Below are 21,481 nucleotides of genomic sequence, written 5' to 3'. Positions count from 1 at the left end.
TACGCCTGTTGGTAAGCGTTTGCAAATATACAACAAAAATTCAAAACTGCAAATTTTATTTAAAAATTGTGGGGAGAGCAGGATTCGAACCTGCGAAGTCTCACGACAACGGAGTTACAGTCCGTCCCATTTGGCCGCTCTGGTATCTCCCCAGTTTTTTTTTTAAATATATTGAGCCTCCAGAGGGATTCGAACCCACGACCCCGAGATTACAAATCACGTGCTCTGGCCAACTGAGCTATGGAGGCAAAAGATTTCAAAAGAACAACTAATCTATATTTGTATCCGTTTTGCGAGTGCAAATATAGAACGTTTTTTTGAAATCTTCAAAATTATTTTAAACTTTTTTTCATTTTTTTTTCTACGCAGTTTCTTTTTTCTTGATTAACAGCTTTTTAGCCGCATCCACGCAACTGTCAATACTTTCCTCAAAACTTGCTGTTGTTTTCTTAACAACGATATCTTCCCCTGGAATATCCAAAAGAACCTCGGCAGTTTTATTTTCTTTATCCGCAGTATTTTCAACTTTTAAAAGAACTTTACATGACTGTATTTTGTCATAGAATGTTTCCAGCTTGTTTACTTTTTTCTCAATATGTTCTTCTAACGGAGCATGAGGGGTTAATCCAAAGGATTGTACAGTAATTTTCATAATTCATCTTTTTTTGTGGCTCTTGGATGAGCCTGGTTAATCACTTTTTTCAACTGTTCAATACTTGCATTAGTGTACACTTGCGTACTTGCAAGGCTAGCATGACCTAAGATTTCTTTTACCGCGAATATCTCTGCACCATTATCCAACACATGTGTTGCAAAACTATGCCGAAGCATATGCGGGCTTTTCTTCTTCTTAGAACTAACATAACTAAGATAGAAGTTTACTTTGGAATAAACAAACTTTTCAGTCAGTTTCTTCCCTCTGTGATTAACAAAAAAGAGATGATTATAATCAGGTAGAGAATTCCTTTCCGCAAGGTATTCCTGAAGGATATTTTCCAGATCCGGAGACATCGGAATCTGTCTTTGTTTATTTCCTTTACCATGTACTTTCAGGATCCGGCTGCTAAAATCCACATCGTGAAATTGCAGTGTACATAATTCGGATTTTCTCATTCCGGTCTGATAAAGGGTTTCTATAATTGCTTTTGTAAGGATATCCTGCTTTTCTGTAAAAACCTGCTGTAACTCCTCCATCTCTTCCTGAGACATCGGAATCTGTTTTTCGGCATAGAACTTTAAAGAATCTATGGCTTCCAATGGTGATACTTTAATATCTCCCACTTTCATCAGAAACAAATAGTAACTCCGCAGACTGGACAGTTTACGATTTATACTTCTATTGGTAAGCTTTTTTTCGTTCAGAGATATAATAAAGTTCCGTACAATCTTTTTATCAACCCGCAAGGTATCTTCCATCCCTTCCGTATCCATGAGAAAAGCCATAAAATCATGGAGATCTTTTTTGTAACTCGTAACTGTGTTTTCCGAGTAACGCTTCTCAACTCTTATATATTCGAGAAACTTATCTATGAGTGTCATAATAGCTATAAAATAAAATCACTTTCCAAATATAAACATTCGGAAAGTGATTGTATCTAATAAACCTGGAAAAATTAGCTTATGCCTGTTCCTCCTGGCTAACGCCTCTTTGCTTGTGAGCTGCTTTTTGAATCTTTTGTCTATGAGTCACAGAAGGTTTAACAAACTGTTGTCTAGCTCTTAGCTTTCTTACAACACCTGTTTTATCAAATTTTCTTTTGTACTTCTTTAGAGCTCTATCGATAGATTCTCCGTCTTTTACTGGAATTATTAACATATTTTACATCTCATTTTCGAATGCAAAAGTAAATAAAATTTCTGAAAGCGCAAATTTATTTTTAAATTTAAACCTTAATTCTCAATTCTTTAATGAACACTTACACCGTTATAAATGCCTCTGCAGGCTCCGGGAAGACTTATAGTCTAATTAAAAATCTCCTGAAGATCTGCCTACGCAATAACAGACCTGAAATTATCCGAAATATTCTGGCGCTTACTTTTACCAATAAAGCAGCCAATGAAATGAAGGAAAGGATTCTGTCATGGCTTGGGGATTTTACATCGGATCGTTACATGGATATTCAGGCATTGGCCGATATTCAGAAAGAATTAAAAGCTGAAGGCATTCACCTGACTCTGGAAGACCTTCATCAGAGATCGAAAAATTTACTGGATTATATCTTACATCATTATTCAGCACTTAATATTAGTACTATTGATAAGTTCAATACCAGATTAATTCGCTCTTTTGCCTACGAACTGGGATTGCCTCAGAATTTCAATCTGGAAATTAATGCTGCCCCCTTTCTTCTGGAAGCCGTAGACCAGACACTGGATAAAATTGGTGATAACGAACAGCTTTCTGTAGCATTTATGGATTATGTCAACTACAATCTGGATAATCAGAAGCGGGAAAACCTACAGAAGACCTTATTCGATAGTGCAAAGAACTTTAATAGTGACATTCATTATTTTACCTTAGGAAAGAATAAGAATTTTGACTGGGATGCTTATTCTGATGAAAAAGAAAAGTTGAGAAAAGAAATAAAGCAACTGATGAAAGATGCTAAAGAAAGAGCTCTTTCGTCTGTTGAGCTCATAAAGTCCCGCGATTTGTTAACAGAAGACTTTGCCGGTGGTAAGGTAAACAGTATTGCTGTTTTTTTTGAGAAATATCTGAATACCGAATCCCCTGCCCTTCCTACCAATTCTGAAGAAAAGGCTCTGGAAAACTACAATAAACTATCCGGTGCAAAATCTAAAAACCGTGCAGATGAAATTGCTGCTATTCTCCCTATCCTGCTGGATAATAGAAAAAACATTATTCTTAATCATCTGGAAATAGAGAAGAAGAAGAAAATTCATACAGCTCTCCTTCCGTTGAAAGTAAATAAAGAGATACAGGATCAGTTAAAATTTATTGAAGACGAGAACGACTTGTTAATGCTCTCCCGCTTCAATGTATTGATCAACGAACAGCTTCGTAACGAGCCTTCTGCATTTATCTATGAAAAAGTTGGTGAGCAATATCAGCATTATTTTTTCGATGAATTCCAGGATACTTCATTTCTGCAATGGCAGAATTTTCTTCCTCTTCGGGATCATATCCTTTCCGAAGAAAGTACCAGTTTTACTCTTGTAGGCGATCCGAAGCAGAGTATATACAGATTCCGGGGTGGAGATGCACAACTGATGCTGGACATTATTAATAAAAAGGAACAGACTCCCAGATATGCAGACATTCATAATCTGGAGCATAATTACCGAAGTAGTTATAACATTGTAGAATTTAACAATAAACTATACAAGTATCTTTCTGATTTTGTACAGGAAGATTACCGCGACATATTTGGTACTCTGGCACAGCAGAAACCACATTCGGAGAATGCAGGCCGCGTAAAAGTAAACCTTGTAGAAAACAATAGTGCAGATGTTTTCTTTGATGATGTAGCCGAAAAAATGAAAAATGATATTCAGGAATGCCTGGACAATGGTTTTGGCTTTTCGGATATTGCCATATTATGCCGAGGTAATAATGATATCCTGAAGTTCTCCCAGTCGCTTTCGGCTCTGGAAGTAGATTATAAAAATGAAAAACAATTTATCCGGACTATTTCAGAAAAAGGATTAACACTGGATCTTTCTTCAACCATTAATGCTGTTATCCAATATCTGCTATGGTATTCGTTTCCGAAAAACAGAAGATACCTTGTTCTTTGCCTTTATTATCTGAATAAATCGGGCCGTATAAGTATTGAAGACTTCAGTGCTGAGCTTTCTGATATTCTATTGGCTGAAAATACCTCGTCCCTGCAGGAGAAGGTGGAAGAAAAATACAAACTGAAGCTTACTTCCGATATTCCAAATCTCAATACCTATAGTTTTATTGAAAGTATTTTACAGGAATTTTCGGTAAAAGGAAAGGAAACCGATTACCTCATCAATTTTCTGGAACTTTTATATGGCTTCTTCCAAAATATGGCAGCCACACTAAAAGATTTCCTTCAATACTGGCAGGAAGAAGGCCATTCTATCAGTATTCAGGCTTCAGAAAATACAGATGCCATTAATCTGATGACAATACATAAATCCAAAGGACTCGAATTCCCTGTGGTTTTTCTTCCTATGAGGAACAGCCATAAGGATACACAGTTTAATGACTGGTATGATATTTCAGATTCCAGAGAGCAGGCTTTACAAACAGTAAACCTTACTTCTTTTAATAAAGATCTTGCACAATACGATCAGGGCATGACATCTTTTAATGAAGAAAACACCTATAAAAATAAAATCGACAGATTTTGTATTCAGTATGTAGCAACGACAAGAGCGGTAGAGCAAATGTTTTTCTATATTCAAAAACCTGGGAAAACTTCAGGATATCTGGAAATATATGATTTTATTGCAGGGCAAAAGAATACTGACGAAGATAGTTTCGATTTTTTCGAAACAGATGAGAAGCATTTACTAAAACAGCATAAAAAAACAAAGCAACAAACCGGACAGGATCTTCACATTGGTTCGTTAAGAGCTTCAGATGAAACTTTCAGTACTGAAATAAAAATTGCAACACCTTCCAAAAGCTATCAGGAACGAAATGAAAGTGTAAAAACGGGTATATTCACGCACCAGATTCTCGAAAAAGTTGTTACGAAAGATGATGCACCATATGTTCTGAAACAATATTTATTGGATGGTACTATTACTCAGTCTGAATTTGAAGCTGTACAGATTAGGCTGAATAAATTATTCGAAGCATATCCACAGTATTTCGATGGTCATTATGAAGTTATCAATGAACGGGATATTCTGTTTTCCGATAAGGGAGAATCCCGTTTGTTACGTACCGACCGTCTGCTAAAAGCACCTGAAGGCTGGATTATTATAGACTTTAAAACAGGGGCTGAACGTGAAAAATATGAAGCCCAGATCGATATCTATAAAAAGGCATTAGAAAAATCCGGAGAAAAAGTCTGGAAAGTAGAAGTGTTATATATATAATGAAGAGATTATCTCAAAAAAGGTCATCAGTATTTTATTTTGCCATCCTGAGCCAAGTCGGTAATGAGTCCGACGCACTATCGAAGTATTTTTTAACGATCAGTGCTTTGTAATTGGAAATGTTTCGACAGGCACAACATGGCTTCTTTTGAGACCACTTCTTAAAATACTTCAAATGGCTTTAACTCCAGAAGATTGTTTTCTTTCTTTTCTCTTTCCTTCAATCTTTTCTCTGCTTCACGCTGCATTTCAGGGCTTAGCTGAAATCCGCTCATATTAAATACTCCTACTCCATTAGCATTCTCCCGCAGCTTTGCTAAATCTTTAGGTTTTATCTCCGTTACACGCTGTATTGTCAGTGGGGAAAAGAGTACTTTTTCTTTTTTATTTCCCTGCAACATAAAGGAGTAATGGGATTTTTCATCCGAAACTGAAACAATCAGTCCCGGTAATCCCTGAAATTTATATGGACCGAAATTTAATGGAATATCTGGTGTGAACCATGCTGTCCAATTCCGACCACCTATTTCCAACGTTGCTTTCTGACAATTGTATACACCTATTTTTTTAACCTCATCTTCTATCTTCCAATTCATTTTTGAAAGTGGAAATTGATATTTATAATTCTTCATACCAATTGTCTCTACAATCATCTGTTCCTGTTTATCCGGATTAGTATAAATATTATAATTAAACTTTGTTTTCATCCGCCCCATCATCGCAAGCGCTGCTGTGGCATCGTTGGTAACAGCGACAGAATAAATAACAGAATCTTTCATCAGCTTATTCTTACTGGCAAAACGCGACTCTTTTCCTAAGACATCCAGAAAAAAAAGTTCTTTTCTTACATCTCCTAAATCTGTTGAATCTATTTTATAGGCAAGTTCATACGTGAATCTGTTTATATTTTCCTCTTTAATATTTTGGGTAAAATATTGATTGATAATTAAAAGGAAAATAAAAAGTGTAATTTTTCTATTCATATAATATTATTAAATCTGATTTTGTGAAAATTAAATTTAACTAATTTTTTAGTGTTACGGAAATGTTTTTCCTATAAATATTAAGTGAATAGTTGATCATATTTTATAACAAAAAACTATTTTTAATACTTTTAAAATTATTCTTTTTCAATCGGATTATAGGGAATAGACTTTCCTCTGTCTCGTATTTGGTTTCCAGCTGCATCATAAGTCTCTCCCAAATAATAACCTGGGTTTTCATGATAATCCTTTGCAAGTTTCCTGAATTGCTCTCGGGTAACAATTCGAATTTCCTTATCATTTCTTCTATAGATTTCTCTTGGTATTTTATCCATTGCAACCGCTTTAAAATGAAACTCATCTTTATTATCTTCTATTTCCATAATTAGTCCCGGAAGTCCTTCAAAAACATAAGGTCCATTACTAATAGGAATTTCAGTAGTATACCAGGCTACATATTTCCGTCCTCGGTATTGCGTTGTAGCTCTATTACAATTGTATCCTAGTATTATCTTAGTTTCAGTTTCAAGTTTCCAATTAAAATCAGGTTGCTTTTCATCATATTGATAAGCGTTAAGAACACGATCCTGAACTATAATTGTTTTATTATCCCTATCTTTTATCAAAACATTATTCCACTTACCTCTCATTTGAAACAATTTATTAAATTCTTCATTTGTAACCCTTTTTTGGGTATTATAAATCTTCGTCAGGGAATCAGACTTAATACTATTAAGATCAGAAAATTTTGATTTTGATTTGCCCAATTCTAAAACGCATATCGTTTGTATCTTGGATTTCGATCTCTTAATAAAAGAGAATTCATAGTATATATTTTGCTGGCTCTTATCCAGCGTCTCTCCACTAAAAGAAAAGAATCTCATTGGAATTTCTCCATTAAACTCAATCTTCTGAGATTTAATGAGACTTGCTAAAAAGCAAAATAAAAATATTAAGGTCTGATTTTTCATTTTATAATTTGGTAGCAATAACTTTTGATAAAGATATAATTTTTGCTTATACCTTTTTAAATCATTAACGTCAAGTACTTTTTCGTAATTTTACTCTGTGAATCCCAACTTAGAACTTCAGCTAAAAACCTTACCACAAGATCCAGGTGTTTATCGTTATTATGATAAAGACAACAACTTATTATATGTAGGTAAGGCCAAAAATCTAAAAAAAAGAGTCCTCTCCTATTTCAATAAAAATCATGGTGGCTACCGTACCCGTATTATGGTATCCAAAATAATACGCCTTGAAACCACTATTGTAAATAGTGAGTATGATGCTCTTTTACTGGAAAACAACCTTATTAAGGAGCTTAATCCATATTATAATGTAATGCTAAAGGATGATAAAACCTATCCTTGGATTTGCATTAAAAATGAGTCTTTTCCCAGAGTTTTTCTTACCCGAAATGTTATAAAAGACGGATCCGAATATTATGGACCTTATGCCAAGCCCCGGCAGGCAAAAATTCTGATCGATACTATTAAGAAGATTTATAAACTACGAACCTGTAACCTCAATCTTAGTCCGGACAAAATTGATGATGGAAAATACAAAGTATGTTTGGAATACCATATTAAGAATTGCCTTGGCCCATGTGAAGGTTTGGAATCTGAAGAGGAATACAATGACAAGATTAAAGCCATCCGTGGGATTATAAAAGGTGATTACAAGATTGCCCGGCAGTATCTGACAGAGCAAATGATGCATTTTGCAGAAAAAATGGAATTCGAGAATGCTCAAATGGTAAAAGAGCGACTCGAAATCCTGGAAGATTACCAAACGCATAGTATGGTTGTAAATGCCTATATAAATGATGTGGATGTTTTCGGAATTTTCTCAGATGAATCTGCAGCTTATGTCAATTACTTTAAGATTAATAATGGCTCCATCGTACAATCCTTTACTACAGAAATTAAAAAAGTTCTGGAGGAAAGTGACGAAGAAATTATGGAAGAGGCTTTAGTAGAAATTCGTCAGAAGTTTAGCTCAAAATCCAAAGAAATCTATCTTCCATTCCATCTTTCAGTAGAAATTCCGGGTGCAAAGATTATTGTCCCGAAGGTTGGTGATAAAAAACGAATTGTAGAACTTTCCGAAAAGAATGCCCGCGAATATCGCCTGGAAAAGCTAAAGCAGGTACAAATTGTAGATCCGGAAAGACATACCAACCGTATTATGGCAGAAATGCAGAAAAATCTGCGCATGCCTGTTGAACCTCGACATATAGAAGGTTTTGATAACTCGAATATTCAAGGTACAAATCCCGTATCTGCGTGTGTTGTATTTAAAGATGGCAAGCCTAGTAAACAAGATTACCGCATATTTCATGTAAAAACGGTGGAAGGTCCTAATGACTTTGCTACGATGGAAGAAGTTATTCTACGCAGGTATAGCCGTCTTTTAGATGAAGGAGAAGATTTACCACAGTTAATCCTGATAGATGGAGGTAAAGGTCAGCTTAGCTCTGCAATAAAAAGTTTGAAAACTCTTGGACTATATGGTAAGATAACAATTGTTGGTATTGCAAAAAGGCTGGAAGAAATTTTCTTCCCGGAAGACCCTATTCCTTTATATCTGGATAAAAAATCGGAAACTTTAAAAATATTGCAGCGTGTAAGAGATGAAGCCCACCGCTTTGGAGTGAAGCACCATCGCACCCGCAGAAAAAACTCGACTATAAAATCGGAACTGGAAGAAATACCGGGTGTAGGCCCCAAAAGTATAGAATTACTTCTGTCCAAAATGAAATCGGTAAAACGAATCCGTGAAGCCAACATGGAAACACTGGAAGAAATTCTGGGAAAAAGTAAAGCCAAAATGGTATTCGAATATTTTAACGGAAACGAAAATACATAAAAAAAGCAGTGATTAATTCACTGCTTTTTTATTCTCATTATTTCTTCTGAAAAACTTCTTTCTGATAAGTATCGTTAGCCTGAGGAATTTCAATGATTAAGCTTCCGTTCTCTGCGTAGCCTAATGCTGTAGCACCGTTTTCCATCTTCACTCGGTAAACACCCTGCTTGCTGGTCTCAGTAAATACTGCATATGGAGAAGAGCTGCTTCCGCTTGCCAGAATAAACTGACCGGATCCCATATTGATCTTCTGTACACTAATCTTTCCGTTGCTGAAGACTTCAGCTTTATTTGTTGTTGCAATAGGTGAAGAAGCTTCAGATTTTGTTACTACCGGAGCAGAAACAGCTTCTGTTGTTTTAACTTTTTCAACTTTAGCTACAGCTTCTTCTTTAGGCTTCTTCGTATTTTCTACAATACTGATTGTCTGAGACGGATTAGATACAGGTACCGTTCTTAGAGAAATTTCTAAAGCATCCGGAAAACCTGTTTCATATTCTTTTTGCATAGACATGCCTTTAGACTCTAGTAATACCTTATCATTACAATCGCTAAATTTTACAATAACTCTGTTTCGGAACATGCTACTATTGTCCAGAAGGTTTGCACGTGCTACACTACATCTGTTTTGTGATAATTCTGCGGGCCAATCTTCCTTCTCTTCCTGAATAACCTTATAATTTTTACTCTCTAATCCTTTTACCAATTGCTTGTTCAGATCATATTTGTTCATTTCTTTTTCAAATGTCTTCGGAACATAGATGTACTGAAAGTCACTTATTTTTTGACCATAAGCTGTAACTACACTACTGATAAGGAATATTGATAATAACTTCTTCATAACATGGGTATTTTACCTAATAAAATTTTGAACTAAATTAATCAAAAAACAAACTCTAACCACCGAATCTTTCAATTTATTATAAAAATAACCGTAAAAGGCTTTATTTATATTTTAGTAACTTACACTATATAAATACATTCCATTTCTGGATTATACAGATTCACTGAATATTAACTAAAACCTTTTATTATGAAAATAGGACTTTTTGGATTCGGAAAAACGGGGAAAGCAGTTGCATCTGTTATTCTTCAGAATAAAGAACATTCCTTGCAATGGATTTACCGGAAAACAAACAGACTAAATAACAGAAGTGCTTCTGAATTTTTCGGAATAGAAAGTACAGACGCTGGTAATATTTACTCTGAAAACAATCTTAGCATAGAAAAGTTATTAGACGAACACCCTGTTGATGCAATCATAGATTTTTCTTCTTCGGACGGAATATATACTTACGGAGACGCTGCTGCCAGGAAGAATGTAAAAATAATTTCTGCAATTTCTCATTACACCACCAAAGAAATTAATTTTCTGAAAAAACTGGCAAAAAAGGCTACCGTATTCTGGTCACCCAATATTACACTTGGAATCAACTATTTACTTTATGCCTCTACATTTCTTAAAAAAATAGCGCCCTCTGTTGATATCGAGATTATTGAAGAACACTTCAAAGACAAAAAGGGGATTTCGGGCACTGCTATACGAATCGCAGATGCTTTAGATATAAAAGACGAAAACATAAACACTGTAAGAGCAGGAGGCATTGTAGGAAAACATGAAGTTATATTCGGTTTTCCTTTTCAAACGGTACGGTTAATTCATGAATCTATTTCCAGAGATGCTTTTGGTAATGGTGCTCTATTTGCAGCCGAACATCTTGCAGATAAAAAATCGGGATTCTACAAATTCGAAGATTTATTACATCCTTATTTTAATGTATAACAGCTTCCGCCGTCTTTTTTCTTCTGGCTTTGATAACAGCATTTACGATAATAGCTAAAATCATAATTGCTGAAGCTCCGTAAAATACAGGACTCATTTCTTCAGACTTGCCAAAAATAAAATAAGCCAAAATAATTCCATAGACAGGCTCCAGGTTTACAGTGAGTGCCAATGTAAACGGAGAGATGTATTTCATGAGCTTTACTGATTCCAACATTGGATAGGCTGTAAAAAAACTGGCCAGAAGCAAAAGCAATAAGATATTCTTCCAGTCTATATTTACTACAGACCCAATTTCACCAGATCCAAGTAAAAATAGGCTAACCAATATCCATCCTCCGAAGATTTCATAAAAAATGATATTTTCTGAGGATGTTTTTCCAAACAGTTTTCCGTTTAGTACCGTAAAAGTAGCACCTAAGAAAGCACATATCACCCCAAAAATAATTCCTATTTTGTGTTCAAATTCAACATTGAATATAAGCAGCATACAGGACACAATAATAAGTCCGAGCAACAGCTCCACCCAATCCAGTTTCCTACGGTAAATAATGGGCTCCAGTATAGATACAAATAATGTAACTGTAGCCAGACAAGACAATGCGATAGATACGTTGGATATCTTAATAGAATAAAAGAAGCACAACCAGTGCCCACCCATTAGTCCGCCAACACCAATCAACTGCCAGAATAGTTTACGGGAAACTTTCATAGATTGTTTCTTCACAATCCTAATGAAAAGATAAAGAAATAAAGCCGCAAATAACATCCGGAAAAATACAAGCTTCAGGGCATCAACTGTAATCAGTTTTCCCAAAATCGCCGTAAATCCCCATAAAAAAACGATTAAATGCAACCGAAACTGCGAAGACCTGAACATCATAATTATTAAAATACAAAATTAGCGAATTATTCATATTTTTACCCAAAAAATTAATATGGATTTCCTGAGTGTTTTCGCTTCTACAGATGCATGGGTTGCATTACTAACACTAACATTTTTAGAGATTGTTCTGGGGATAGATAATATCGTATTTATCTCTATCGTATCTTCTAAACTAAGTCCCAAAGACCAGCCTAAAGCCAGAAATATAGGTTTGGGATTAGCAATGGTTTTCAGAATAGCCCTTTTGTTCGGAATCAAATGGGTACTTAGCCTGAATTCCGTTTTACTGGAAGTTAACCTCAGCTGGTTCCATGGCAAAATAACAGGACAAAGTATCATTATTTTCCTTGGTGGTCTTTTCTTACTTTATAAAAGTGTAACAGAAATCCATCATAAATTGGAGGGAGAGGAAGCACTAAAAACAGAAAACACTAAAAAAGTAGGGCTCAATAGTGCAATTGTACAAATTGCGCTTCTTAATCTTGTCTTCTCTTTTGACAGTATCCTTACCGCTGTTGGTCTTGTGAGCTTTAAAGAGTTTGGTGAGACCGGAGCTTTATCCATAATGATTCTGTCGGTTATTATTTCTATTTTCATTATGATGGCATTTGCAGGACCTGTAAGCCATTTTGTAAACAGACACCCCACTATACAGATTCTGGGATTATCTTTCCTTATTCTTATCGGGGTAATGCTTCTTGCAGAATCTTCTCACCTGGCACATGTTGTAATATTCGAACAGGAAGTCGGTGTTATTCCTAAAGGCTATCTTTATTTTGCCATTTTCTTCTCGCTCGCTGTAGAATTCATTAATATGAAACTACGGAAAAGTACCACTCCCGTGGCTTTGAAAAACTCAGAGACAATAGATAAACTATAAAACTAAAAGCTTCAGAAATTCTGAAGTTTTTTCAATAAAAAAACCCCGGGTACCTTATCAGTACTCGGGATCTTCAAATAATAAACTATTAAAAAAATAAACTTAGGAATTGATCTTTATTAAGACACAATTTATGAATTACCTCTTACCGTAACTCATTTCCTACATGCAAAGTTATTCAAAACACGATCCATATGCAACAGAATAAAAGTTAAAATATATTAAAATAACATATTGTTTATCAATAATTTAAAACACTAAAATCTATCATTTTAAAATCCTCTGAAAAAGCTTATATTTAGAGGATAAAATAAACCCAATGGACATAGAATTCAATAAAAGAGAAGATCAGAATAAATTAAAACTTTCAGAAATTAATCAGGTACTGAACCAGGTAAAAAAAGGTGGTGGAGAAAAACGTTTGCAAAAACTTCGTGATGAAGGCAAGATGACTGCCCGTGAAAGAGTTGAATATCTTCTGGATAATATTGAAAACGCTATTGAAATTGGAGCTCTTGCAGGTTATGAAATGTATACCGAACATGGCGGATGTCCTAGTGGTGGCGTAGTGGTAATGATGGGGCATGTTTCTGGACGCCAATGTATCATTGTTGCCAACGATGCTTCTGTAAAAGCCGGAGCATGGTTTCCGATTACTGGGAAAAAGAATCTTCGGGCTCAGGAAATAGCAATGGAAAACCGTTTACCAATAATCTATCTGGTAGATTCTGCCGGTGTATATCTTCCTATGCAGGATGAAATATTTCCGGATAAAGAACATTTCGGACGGATTTTCCGCAACAATGCTAAGATGAGTTCCATGGGAATTGTACAAATTGCTGCAGTAATGGGAAGTTGTGTAGCTGGTGGCGCTTATCTTCCAATTATGAGCGATGAAGCGATGATTGTGGATAAAACCGGAAGTATATTTTTAGCAGGAAGCTATCTTGTAAAAGCTGCTATTGGTGAAAATATAGATAATGAAACACTAGGAGGAGCCACAACACATTGTGAAGTATCTGGTGTAACTGATTATAAAGCTAAGGATGATAAAGATGCTTTAAACCGAATTAAAAATATCATGAAATCTCTTGGTGATTATGATAAAGCAGGGTTCGACAGAATTGAACCTGCACAGCCAAAAGAGAATCCCGATGATATCTTTGGAATTATGCCGGCTTCCAGAGCGGAGCAATACGATACATATGATATTATTAAAAGACTTGTTGATAACAGTGAGTATGAAGAATACAAACCAGACTATGGGAAAACCATTGTTTGTGCTACAGCAAGAATTGATGGCTGGTCAGTAGGTATTGTTGCCAATCAGAGAAAACTTGTAAAAAGTGGAAAAGGCGAAATGCAGTTTGGCGGTGTAATCTATTCCGACAGTGCGGATAAAGCGACTCGTTTTATCGCAAACTGTAACCAAAGAAAAATTCCGTTGGTGTTTTTACAGGATGTTACAGGTTTTATGGTAGGATCCAAATCTGAACATGGTGGTATTATAAAGGACGGAGCTAAAATGGTGAATGCTGTTTCTAATTCTGTAGTTCCTAAATTTACTATCATTACAGGTAATTCTTTCGGAGCTGGGAATTATGCGATGTGCGGAAAGGCTTATGACCCTCGTCTTATAGTAGCATGGCCTTGGGCTGAACTGGCTGTAATGGGAGGAGCACAGGCTGCAAAAGTTTTATTACAGATTCAGGAGGCTACATTAAAAAAACAGGGAAAAGAACTTTCCGCTGAAGAACATCAGGAACTTCTGGACAAAATTACCCAGAATTATAATAAGCAGACTCAGGCTACTTACTCAGCTGCCAGATTATGGACAGATGCTATTATCAACCCGCTTGATACCAGAAAATGGATTAGCATGGGAATTGAGGCTGCCAACCACTCTCCTATTACAGAGAAATTTAACCTGGGAGTTATCCAGGTTTGATCAGATAATTTGTGATTAAATAAAAAAGACATCCAAACGGATGTCTTTTTTATTTCTTGTTAGATATTCACATTGAATTTTCTTTCTCTTATAAGGTCTGCAATTGCAAGAATATCTTTTCCGATTTCACGGTCATTTTCCAGTTTTGCAACTTTGGTACGAATCAGGTCATAAGCTTCTTCTATAATCGCGGAAGATTTCAATGGTCTTCTGAATTCTAAGCCCTGGGCAGCAAACATTAATTCAATTGCCAGAATATTTTCGAGGTTACCTAAAACCTGATTGAATTTTCGTCCACTGATACTTCCCATAGATACATGGTCTTCCTGACCCAAAGAAGTTGGTACACTGTCTGCAGATGCAGGGAAACATAATGTTTTGTTTTCCGTTACCAATGCTGCAGAGGTATATTGCGGAATCATAAATCCTGAATTCAGGCCTGAACTTTCAACCAATAATTTTGGAAGTCCGTATTTACCTTCCAGCAACAAATAACTTCTTCTGTCAGAAATATTCCCCAACTCGGCAGCTGCCAATGTCGCATAATCTAATGGCAGAGCAATCAGTTGACCGTGAAAGTTTCCGCCAGAAATGGCTTCCTCATCACTAATTACAATTGGATTATCGGTTACAGAATTCAATTCAGTTTCTATAGCGCTTTTCAAATGCAGCCATGCATTACGGCTTGCTCCATGCACCTGCGGTACACAACGGAAAGAATAAGGATCCTGAACACGATCACAGTTTTCGTGATTTTTAAGATTTTTAGAACCTTTTAAAAGCTTAGTCATTCTTTCAGCAACTTTCTGACTTCCTTCAAATGGTCTTATTTCATGCAATTCCTTTTTGAAAGGACTTGCTGATCCCTGATAAGCTTCCAGACTCATTGCTGCTGCAAGATCTGCAAGATCCAACAGATATTTCATTTTATCTAAACCGGCAACACCATGAGCTAACATAAACTGAGTTCCGTTAATTAAAGCCAATCCTTCTTTTGGTCCCAGCTTTAATGGCTCAAGATTGTGCTGGTCAAGAACTGTTTTAGTTTCTTCAATCTGATCACCATTCCATACCTTTCCTAAACCTAAAAGAGGCAATACCATATGTGATAAGGGCGCTAAGTCTCCGGAAGCACCTACAGATCCTTGCTCAGGAATCACCGGGATGATATTATTCTCTACCATTATCTGAAGTCTTTCCACAACCTGTGGAGAGATTCCGGAAAAACCTTTAGATAAAGCATGAATCTTTGCCACCATCATTATCTTAGACAATCTCTTATCGATAGGTTTTCCTACACCTACACTATGGCTGATTATAAGGTTATGTTGTAATTGAGAAATTTCGTCATCAGAAATTTTAGTATCACATAAAGGACCAAAACCGGTATTAATTCCGTAAACAGTTTTCCCGTCTGCAATGATTTTCTTTACATTATCCTGCGATTTTTTAACCTGCAGCATTGCTTTCGCAGACATCTCTGCTTTTTCAGGAGCCTCTATAATCTTAATAATGTCCTCATACTGAAGGTAATCTACACCGTAAGTCTTCATAAATTTTATTTTGTTTAAATTTAAGAAAATCAGGCATACTAAAAAAAATAAACCGCCTTTCGGCGGTTTATTTTATGCTCCTGCATCAGCGTTAAAGACTCTTTGTGCCAGTTCCTGATCAAAGAGATACAGTGCCGATGGATTATCCTTTACCATTTTAATTTTTGAAACATATTGTGAAGCTGTTGCTTCTTCTTCTACCTGTTCGTTGATGAACCACTGTAAGAAAGATGTTGTTGCAAAATCATTTTCTTCAGTTGCAACTTTTACAATATTAAAAATACTCTTGGTTACTTCTTTTTCATGTGCCAATGCTTTCTCGAAAATATCCAGTGCATCTGCAAACTCACTTGGAGGAGCCGGAATAGTTTGTAAAATTACTTTTCCACCTACATCATTAAGATAGTCAAACATTTTATCAGCATGCATTAACTCTTCTTTAGACTGGACTCTGAAATAATTAGCCAGTCCTTCAAGATCCTGAGTTTCAAACCATGCAGACATTGCAAGGTAATATTGTGCGGCATACTGTTCTTTAGCAATCTGCTCGTTAATTAAAGATTCAACTTTTGTACTGATCATAGTTTAGATATTTATATCAAAAATAAGGAAAATAAAAAAGAGCGAAAAATTCTCGCTCTCTTATTTTAAATGATATTCTTACATGTTTTTTGATTTCTCTTTGTAAGCTTTCATCCTGTTCTGACGTTCAGCTTTTTTCTGAGCCTTTATATCATTCCATTTAGCATACTGTTCCGGAGAAAGAATTTTTTTCATTTCAGCATCATTCTGCTCTTTTTTAGCTTTCATTTCCTGCTTCATTTTCTCTCTGTCGGTTTTACGCTCAGCCATTTTTTGCTTCATGTCGGCGGCGTTTTTCTCGTGCAATGCTTTAATTTTATTTTCCTGGTCAGCTGTCAGATTAAGATCTTTTTTCATTTGATCCCAGTTTTGTTGACGTTTTTGTATCATTTCCTGTCTCTTAGCCTGACGATCTGCCTTCATAGGCTCAGTAGTCTGTTGTGCAAATGCGAATCCTGTAGCGCCCATTAACATTAGGCTGAAAACTATTTTTTTCATTTTGTTCTGTTTTTAATTATTGAAATTGTATGTGTTTGATAAAAAAAAGAGAGTTCTGTTAAAGAACCCTCTTGTTATTTATCGTTAAAAAAACAGAATTTTAGTTAAAATAGCGCTCAAACATATTACTGATAATGTCTTTTGTTTCATCCGGATAGGAAACTTTAATAACATCCGAATCGAAAATCCATTCATCCAGCTTTTTTTCCCAATCTGCAGTTTTCCAAATAACCGGCACTCCCATTTTTTCCATTGCCAAAGCGTTGCATTGTTGCTCAAACTGATTTTTCATAGGAACAGAAAGCAGTTTCTTTCCCAGATACAGAGCCTCAGCAGGGCCTTCAAATCCCCCACCGGTTAAAAGTCCTTTACAGGTTTCTAAGGATTTATTGAATAACTCATTATTTACAGGAGTCACTTTTATATTCTCTTTTTCATATGCCTGAGATGAATGTTTAGAGAAAATATGCCATTCCTTATCCTTATATTTCTGAAGCTTGTTAATAATAAAATCGTCATTATAGGCAGGAAGATAAATTGTATAATGCCCCTTGTCCTGCGGATTCAGATTTCTGATTTCATTTCTTATAACGGGTGTATGGATAAAGTCATCATATTTCTCAAAATGAAAGCCTATCTGATAAGTTGCTGGTGCATAATTTTTCAGAATCAACTTTCCCCAATGGAAACCTTCTGTCATCGGTGTTTTATCTGACAAAAATGAAGACTGATGACTCAGAGCAACACTCTTTATACCCTTTCTTTTGCACGCCCATGCAGTGACGGGTTCGAAATCGTTGATAATTGCATCATATTCATGTAAGGGAAGATTTTTAATATCCGATATAAAGGCTTTTGTATTGAACCTGTTCCACGTTTCCCGAAAATCGACACCTCCTTTTTTTCCAAAGACAAATCCAAAGCCATTTAGCTGATATTTTATAGAATAGGGCAAGCCTACATCCGCCTGGGTACCACTAATAAGAAGATCCACATCTCCATATTGCTGTAAAATTGGTATCACTTCTCTTGCACGGCTTACATGTCCGTTCCCTGTACCTTGTATCGCATACAAAATCTTCATCTTACGAAGATAAATACATTTCTTAATGTGATGTTTTTTGCTAACAAAATTTAACACAGAAACAAACAAAAACCGAAAGATTGTTCTTCCGGTTCTTTTTGATTGATAATCTCTTTCTGCCTTCTAACTAATCATCATGATCTCTTCGACCCCATCCTCTTCCATGGTCATCATCTTTGTAATGTTTACGATATTCTTTCCACTGTTTTTTATAATACTTATCTCTTTCTTTATAGTATTTCTTATCGTAGTTTTTACCGTATATCCATACTGGATTTTGTCCTCTGTAATAACGATCGTAGAAACGTTTATATTGTGCAGGCGTCATAATACGCTCCATTTCTCCATAACGGTCTCTGTACCATCTGTCTGGTGTACCTCTGTAAGCACGATCCCAGGAATCATAAGTTGGATAACGGTTATTCAATACATCAATAGCTGCTATCTGTCTTCCGTTTAGACCCAAATAAGAAGCAACATCTCTCCAGTTGATAGAAGAAACACTTCCCCTGTAGTCGTCATAATAATTTTGTGAAAAGCCTAGTGCAAATACTCCTAACGCTAATACTGTTAATAACTTTTTCATAATCAATTTTACTTTAAAGATGCATACCCAAAAGTGTACCATTTTTTATATAACGGTTTTAATTACAATTTGTTATTTTCAGTATACGATATTCGAATTAAGAAAAATCGGGATGTAAAAAGGTTATCTTCCGGAAGTAGTGATCCAATTAGCTATCTTTTGATTAAAACTTTTATTTTTTAATAAATCTTCTAATCCAATATGCATTCTGTACCTCCAGTAATGAGGAAAGATTGCAGGAACATTAATTCTTTCTGCATTTTCATCCGGATTCTGAAGCTCTTTATCTGTTGCGAAAAATTCCTGAATCGGGAATATCGCCAACATTGCCTCTGTATGCAAATGTTGTTTTATAATTATCTCTGCCAGATAAGGTGTTAACTCTTCGGGAGCTTTACCATTTTGGTTCAGCTGCTCATTATAATATTTCTGAGTAAGCACACTGTCCTCTTTCCACCATTGCCTCAACGTACTGGTATCATGTGATGATGTTGTAACTACATTAAGATAAGTTACATTTCGGGGATTATAAAAAGCAATATTTTCTTTAGGAGAACGCTGTACTTTCAGAGCCAAAATAGCAAGATCATCCATAACCTCTGGTACTACTTCCGGCACAAGCCCTAAATCTTCACCACAAATAAGCATATCCGTTGCCTGTAATAACACAGGCAGTTTATCTATTGCATTTTCTTTCCACATCTGATCCTGACGATAGAAAAAATAATTGATATACAGACCAAATAGTTTACCTTTTATCTCTTCTTCAAGATATTGGTATGATAAGGTTTTTGAAAGATTAAATCTTGGATGATAAACGATACCTTCCTCCGTTTCTTCTTCCAGAAAAAGTACATTTGCCAACAGATAATACAATTGATCTTTAATCTTCAGCGAATCATTATGTTCTTTAAAGTAAGCTTCTACTTTTCTCTGTGTATTGCATTCAGGTCTGAAGCGATAAAGTTCATTATCCTTTATAAAAAAAGTATCAATCACATCATCATTTAAATCCCCAAATACATGCTGAAGAATATCAGCATTGATAAAAGGTTTGCAGTACCTGTCACGATCGAACCAGATTTTTTTATCTTCCAATTCCTCCACAGTTACCGGAATTGCCGGATAAAAACTACCCAGTATTCCCTGTACTGCAGATGCCGGCATTCTCCATATCCTGAAGAAACCCAGTATATGATCTATGCGCATGGCATCGAAATATTGGGATAAGGCTGTAAATCTGTTTTTCCACCACTGATAAGCATTTTCTTTCATGACTTCCCAGTTATAAGTCGGGAATTCCCAATTCTGGCCCAGATCTGTAAATTCATCCGGTGGAGCTCCTGCCTGAAAGTCCATACCAAACAATTCAGGTTCTGTCCAGGCTTCTACACTATGGCGGTAGATTCCAATAGGGAGATCACCTTTTATAGCCAGTCCTTTACTATGTATATAATCTATAGCTGCTGCTAACTGTAAATGCAACTGATATTGTACCCAAATGTGGAATATCACGGTAGTATAATCCGGGTGACCTGGATCTAAAAACCTGTTTGCCTCTTCAGCATTATAAACTGAAAGTATTTTCCATTTGCCAAAATCCGGTGTTCCGTATATATCCCTTAATGTGCAAAACACAGCATAAGCATTTAACCAGTATGAGTTTTGTATACGGTAATTCTGAAAGTCTTTATCTATAAAGATATTGTTCTTATTCCCGTTGAATATAGCTTTCAGATATTTCAACTTCCCACTCATTACGGCTACATAATCGACCTGAGATAATAAGTTCAGTCGTTTCTTTTCGCTTACATATTCTTCTTTTAATGTTTCTGAAAGCGGATAAGTTAAATTATCCAACGACAAATATTGTGGATGGAGTGCATATACCGAAATTGCTGCATAAGGATAACTATCTGTCCACTGATGGGTGGCTGTTGTATCATTAATCGGCAGAATCTGTAACATTGATAGTTTTGTCTGTTCTGCCCAGTCTGCAAGCAGCTTAAGGTCTGCAAACTCGCCTACTCCAAAACTATTTTCTGAACGCAATGAAAATACAGGTACCGCTACCCCTGCTGCACGCCACAATTTTTCTACAGGAAATTTGAAATAATGATCATGCAGAACATTAAGAGTATCCGGATTCGGAGCTGTCCGAACTTTACGGTTTGGCCCATTCTCATAGACGATCTCTCCTGTTTTTATATCGAGAATTGCATATTTATACTCAACATATATATTATCCGACAGATCAACAAATACTTCCCATGTAACAGTATCTGTCTGATGCATCTCTATATAATGATTCAGATCCCAGTTACCCAGCTCTGGTGCACTTCCCAGAAGTACAATTTTTTCTTCCTTATTATATAAAGGAGCCTGAACAGTGAAAAGATGACTCTCTTTCTGTTCAGGCTGTATTTTTTGAAATTCCCTGCCTTTTAAAGTATTATGAAGAATCTTATTATTAAGATAATTCTCAGGAAAATTTTTATTGTTCCATGAATCGAAAATACAATAGTTATCAAATGTGGAATATGTGCTAAGCACATGTCCGTTCATTTCTTCATTCAATATTCTTCCGGCAACATTTTTTACCAAAAAATGGTATTCAGCATCACCTTCTTTTATTTCCTTATCAAAACGCCAGATACTGTCGTAGACATAGTTAAGCTCTTCTTCTGATACCTTACCTGTCCCTGGTTCTTTTATTTTAATGAAAAGGCTCTCCCCTATAGCGGTTCTGTAGTGAATATTGAATTGTACTTTCTTCATTCCGGATGA

At 35.7% G+C, this 21,481-nt stretch carries 18 protein-coding genes and 2 tRNA genes; 5 read left to right on the top strand and 15 right to left on the bottom strand.

Going from position 1 to position 21,481, the window contains the following annotated elements; all coding sequences use genetic code 11:
* Positions 1 to 69 precede the first annotated feature (69 nt).
* From BAZ10_RS10165 to rpsU, 5 genes are all read right to left on the bottom strand, one after another.
* Positions 70 to 152 (bottom strand) — tRNA-Tyr (locus tag BAZ10_RS10165).
* A 22-nt stretch (positions 153 to 174) separates the two neighbouring features.
* Positions 175 to 248: transfer RNA gene (locus BAZ10_RS10160), tRNA-Thr, on the bottom strand.
* 113 nt (positions 249 to 361) lie between these two features.
* Positions 362 to 652, bottom strand: a complete 291-nt coding sequence (locus tag BAZ10_RS10155) for an HPF/RaiA family ribosome-associated protein (RefSeq protein ID WP_078771966.1) — start codon at positions 650 to 652, stop codon at positions 362 to 364.
* Positions 649 to 1,539 (bottom strand): tyrosine-type recombinase/integrase, encoded by an 891-nt coding sequence (locus BAZ10_RS10150; protein ID WP_078771965.1) that lies wholly within the window; start codon positions 1,537 to 1,539, stop codon positions 649 to 651. Before BAZ10_RS10150 ends, BAZ10_RS10155 begins: the two co-directional genes overlap by 4 nt.
* A 79-nt stretch (positions 1,540 to 1,618) precedes the next feature.
* Positions 1,619 to 1,816, bottom strand: a complete 198-nt coding sequence (gene rpsU, locus BAZ10_RS10145) for a 30S ribosomal protein S21 (RefSeq protein ID WP_034869620.1) — start codon at positions 1,814 to 1,816, stop codon at positions 1,619 to 1,621.
* A gap of 92 nt (positions 1,817 to 1,908) precedes the next feature.
* Between rpsU and BAZ10_RS10140 the strand changes: the two genes are divergently transcribed.
* A complete protein-coding gene (locus tag BAZ10_RS10140; RefSeq protein WP_078771964.1) occupies positions 1,909 to 5,040 on the top strand; it encodes a UvrD-helicase domain-containing protein in 3,132 nt (1,043 codons plus the stop codon).
* Between the two features lie 161 nt (positions 5,041 to 5,201).
* Here BAZ10_RS10140 and BAZ10_RS10135 read toward each other — a convergent pair whose 3' ends face one another.
* The gene (locus BAZ10_RS10135; RefSeq protein WP_078771963.1) at positions 5,202 to 6,023 is read right to left on the bottom strand and encodes a GLPGLI family protein; all 822 of its coding nucleotides are present in this window, start codon (positions 6,021 to 6,023) and stop codon (positions 5,202 to 5,204) included.
* A gap of 137 nt (positions 6,024 to 6,160) precedes the next feature.
* Positions 6,161 to 6,994 (bottom strand): GLPGLI family protein, encoded by an 834-nt coding sequence (locus tag BAZ10_RS10130; protein ID WP_078771962.1) that lies wholly within the window; start codon positions 6,992 to 6,994, stop codon positions 6,161 to 6,163.
* 97 nt (positions 6,995 to 7,091) lie between these two features.
* On the opposite strand from BAZ10_RS10130, the gene uvrC reads away from it, so the two are divergent.
* Positions 7,092 to 8,894 carry an excinuclease ABC subunit UvrC gene (uvrC, locus tag BAZ10_RS10125; protein WP_078771961.1) on the top strand — a complete coding sequence of 601 codons (1,803 nt, stop codon included), beginning with the start codon at positions 7,092 to 7,094 and terminating at the stop codon, positions 8,892 to 8,894.
* Between the two features lie 37 nt (positions 8,895 to 8,931).
* On the opposite strand, the gene BAZ10_RS10120 is transcribed toward uvrC, so the two are convergent.
* Positions 8,932 to 9,735, bottom strand: coding sequence for a hypothetical protein (locus tag BAZ10_RS10120; protein ID WP_078771960.1), 804 nt, complete (start codon positions 9,733 to 9,735; stop codon positions 8,932 to 8,934).
* Positions 9,736 to 9,927: 192 nt separating this feature from the next.
* Here BAZ10_RS10120 and BAZ10_RS10115 point away from each other — a divergent pair, with 192 nt between their 5' ends.
* Entirely contained in the window at positions 9,928 to 10,677 is a 750-nt protein-coding gene (locus tag BAZ10_RS10115; RefSeq protein WP_078771959.1) for a 4-hydroxy-tetrahydrodipicolinate reductase, read from the top strand.
* Here the strand turns inward: BAZ10_RS10115 and BAZ10_RS10110 are convergent.
* Complete coding sequence (locus tag BAZ10_RS10110; protein WP_078771958.1) at positions 10,667 to 11,557, bottom strand: DMT family transporter; 891 nt, start codon at positions 11,555 to 11,557, stop codon at positions 10,667 to 10,669. The two genes, BAZ10_RS10115 and BAZ10_RS10110, sit on opposite strands and share 11 nt — an antisense overlap.
* A 58-nt stretch (positions 11,558 to 11,615) precedes the next feature.
* Here BAZ10_RS10110 and BAZ10_RS10105 point away from each other — a divergent pair, with 58 nt between their 5' ends.
* On the top strand, positions 11,616 to 12,443 hold the full coding sequence (locus tag BAZ10_RS10105; RefSeq protein ID WP_078771957.1) for a TerC family protein: 828 nt from the start codon (positions 11,616 to 11,618) through the stop codon (positions 12,441 to 12,443).
* A 319-nt stretch (positions 12,444 to 12,762) separates the two neighbouring features.
* Positions 12,763 to 14,391 carry an acyl-CoA carboxylase subunit beta gene (locus BAZ10_RS10100; protein ID WP_078771956.1) on the top strand — a complete coding sequence of 543 codons (1,629 nt, stop codon included), beginning with the start codon at positions 12,763 to 12,765 and terminating at the stop codon, positions 14,389 to 14,391.
* A gap of 59 nt (positions 14,392 to 14,450) precedes the next feature.
* On the opposite strand, the gene hutH is transcribed toward BAZ10_RS10100, so the two are convergent.
* From hutH to BAZ10_RS10070, 6 genes are all read right to left on the bottom strand, one after another.
* A complete protein-coding gene (gene hutH, locus BAZ10_RS10095; protein ID WP_078771955.1) occupies positions 14,451 to 15,944 on the bottom strand; it encodes a histidine ammonia-lyase in 1,494 nt (497 codons plus the stop codon).
* A gap of 72 nt (positions 15,945 to 16,016) precedes the next feature.
* Entirely contained in the window at positions 16,017 to 16,526 is a 510-nt protein-coding gene (locus BAZ10_RS10090; protein WP_078771954.1) for a ferritin, read from the bottom strand.
* A 78-nt stretch (positions 16,527 to 16,604) separates the two neighbouring features.
* A complete protein-coding gene (locus tag BAZ10_RS10085; protein WP_078771953.1) occupies positions 16,605 to 17,024 on the bottom strand; it encodes a hypothetical protein in 420 nt (139 codons plus the stop codon).
* A 100-nt stretch (positions 17,025 to 17,124) separates the two neighbouring features.
* Positions 17,125 to 18,108 (bottom strand): glycosyltransferase family protein, encoded by a 984-nt coding sequence (locus BAZ10_RS10080; RefSeq protein ID WP_078771952.1) that lies wholly within the window; start codon positions 18,106 to 18,108, stop codon positions 17,125 to 17,127.
* A gap of 127 nt (positions 18,109 to 18,235) precedes the next feature.
* Complete coding sequence (locus BAZ10_RS10075; RefSeq protein WP_078771951.1) at positions 18,236 to 18,694, bottom strand: hypothetical protein; 459 nt, start codon at positions 18,692 to 18,694, stop codon at positions 18,236 to 18,238.
* Between the two features lie 123 nt (positions 18,695 to 18,817).
* Complete coding sequence (locus BAZ10_RS10070; protein ID WP_078771950.1) at positions 18,818 to 21,472, bottom strand: 4-alpha-glucanotransferase; 2,655 nt, start codon at positions 21,470 to 21,472, stop codon at positions 18,818 to 18,820.
* Positions 21,473 to 21,481 lie beyond the last annotated feature (9 nt).

Origin of the sequence: Elizabethkingia occulta (assembly GCF_002023715.1) — a bacterium.
Taxonomy (GTDB): domain Bacteria; phylum Bacteroidota; class Bacteroidia; order Flavobacteriales; family Weeksellaceae; genus Elizabethkingia; species Elizabethkingia occulta.
This window is presented reverse-complemented; position numbering and strand designations above follow the sequence as displayed.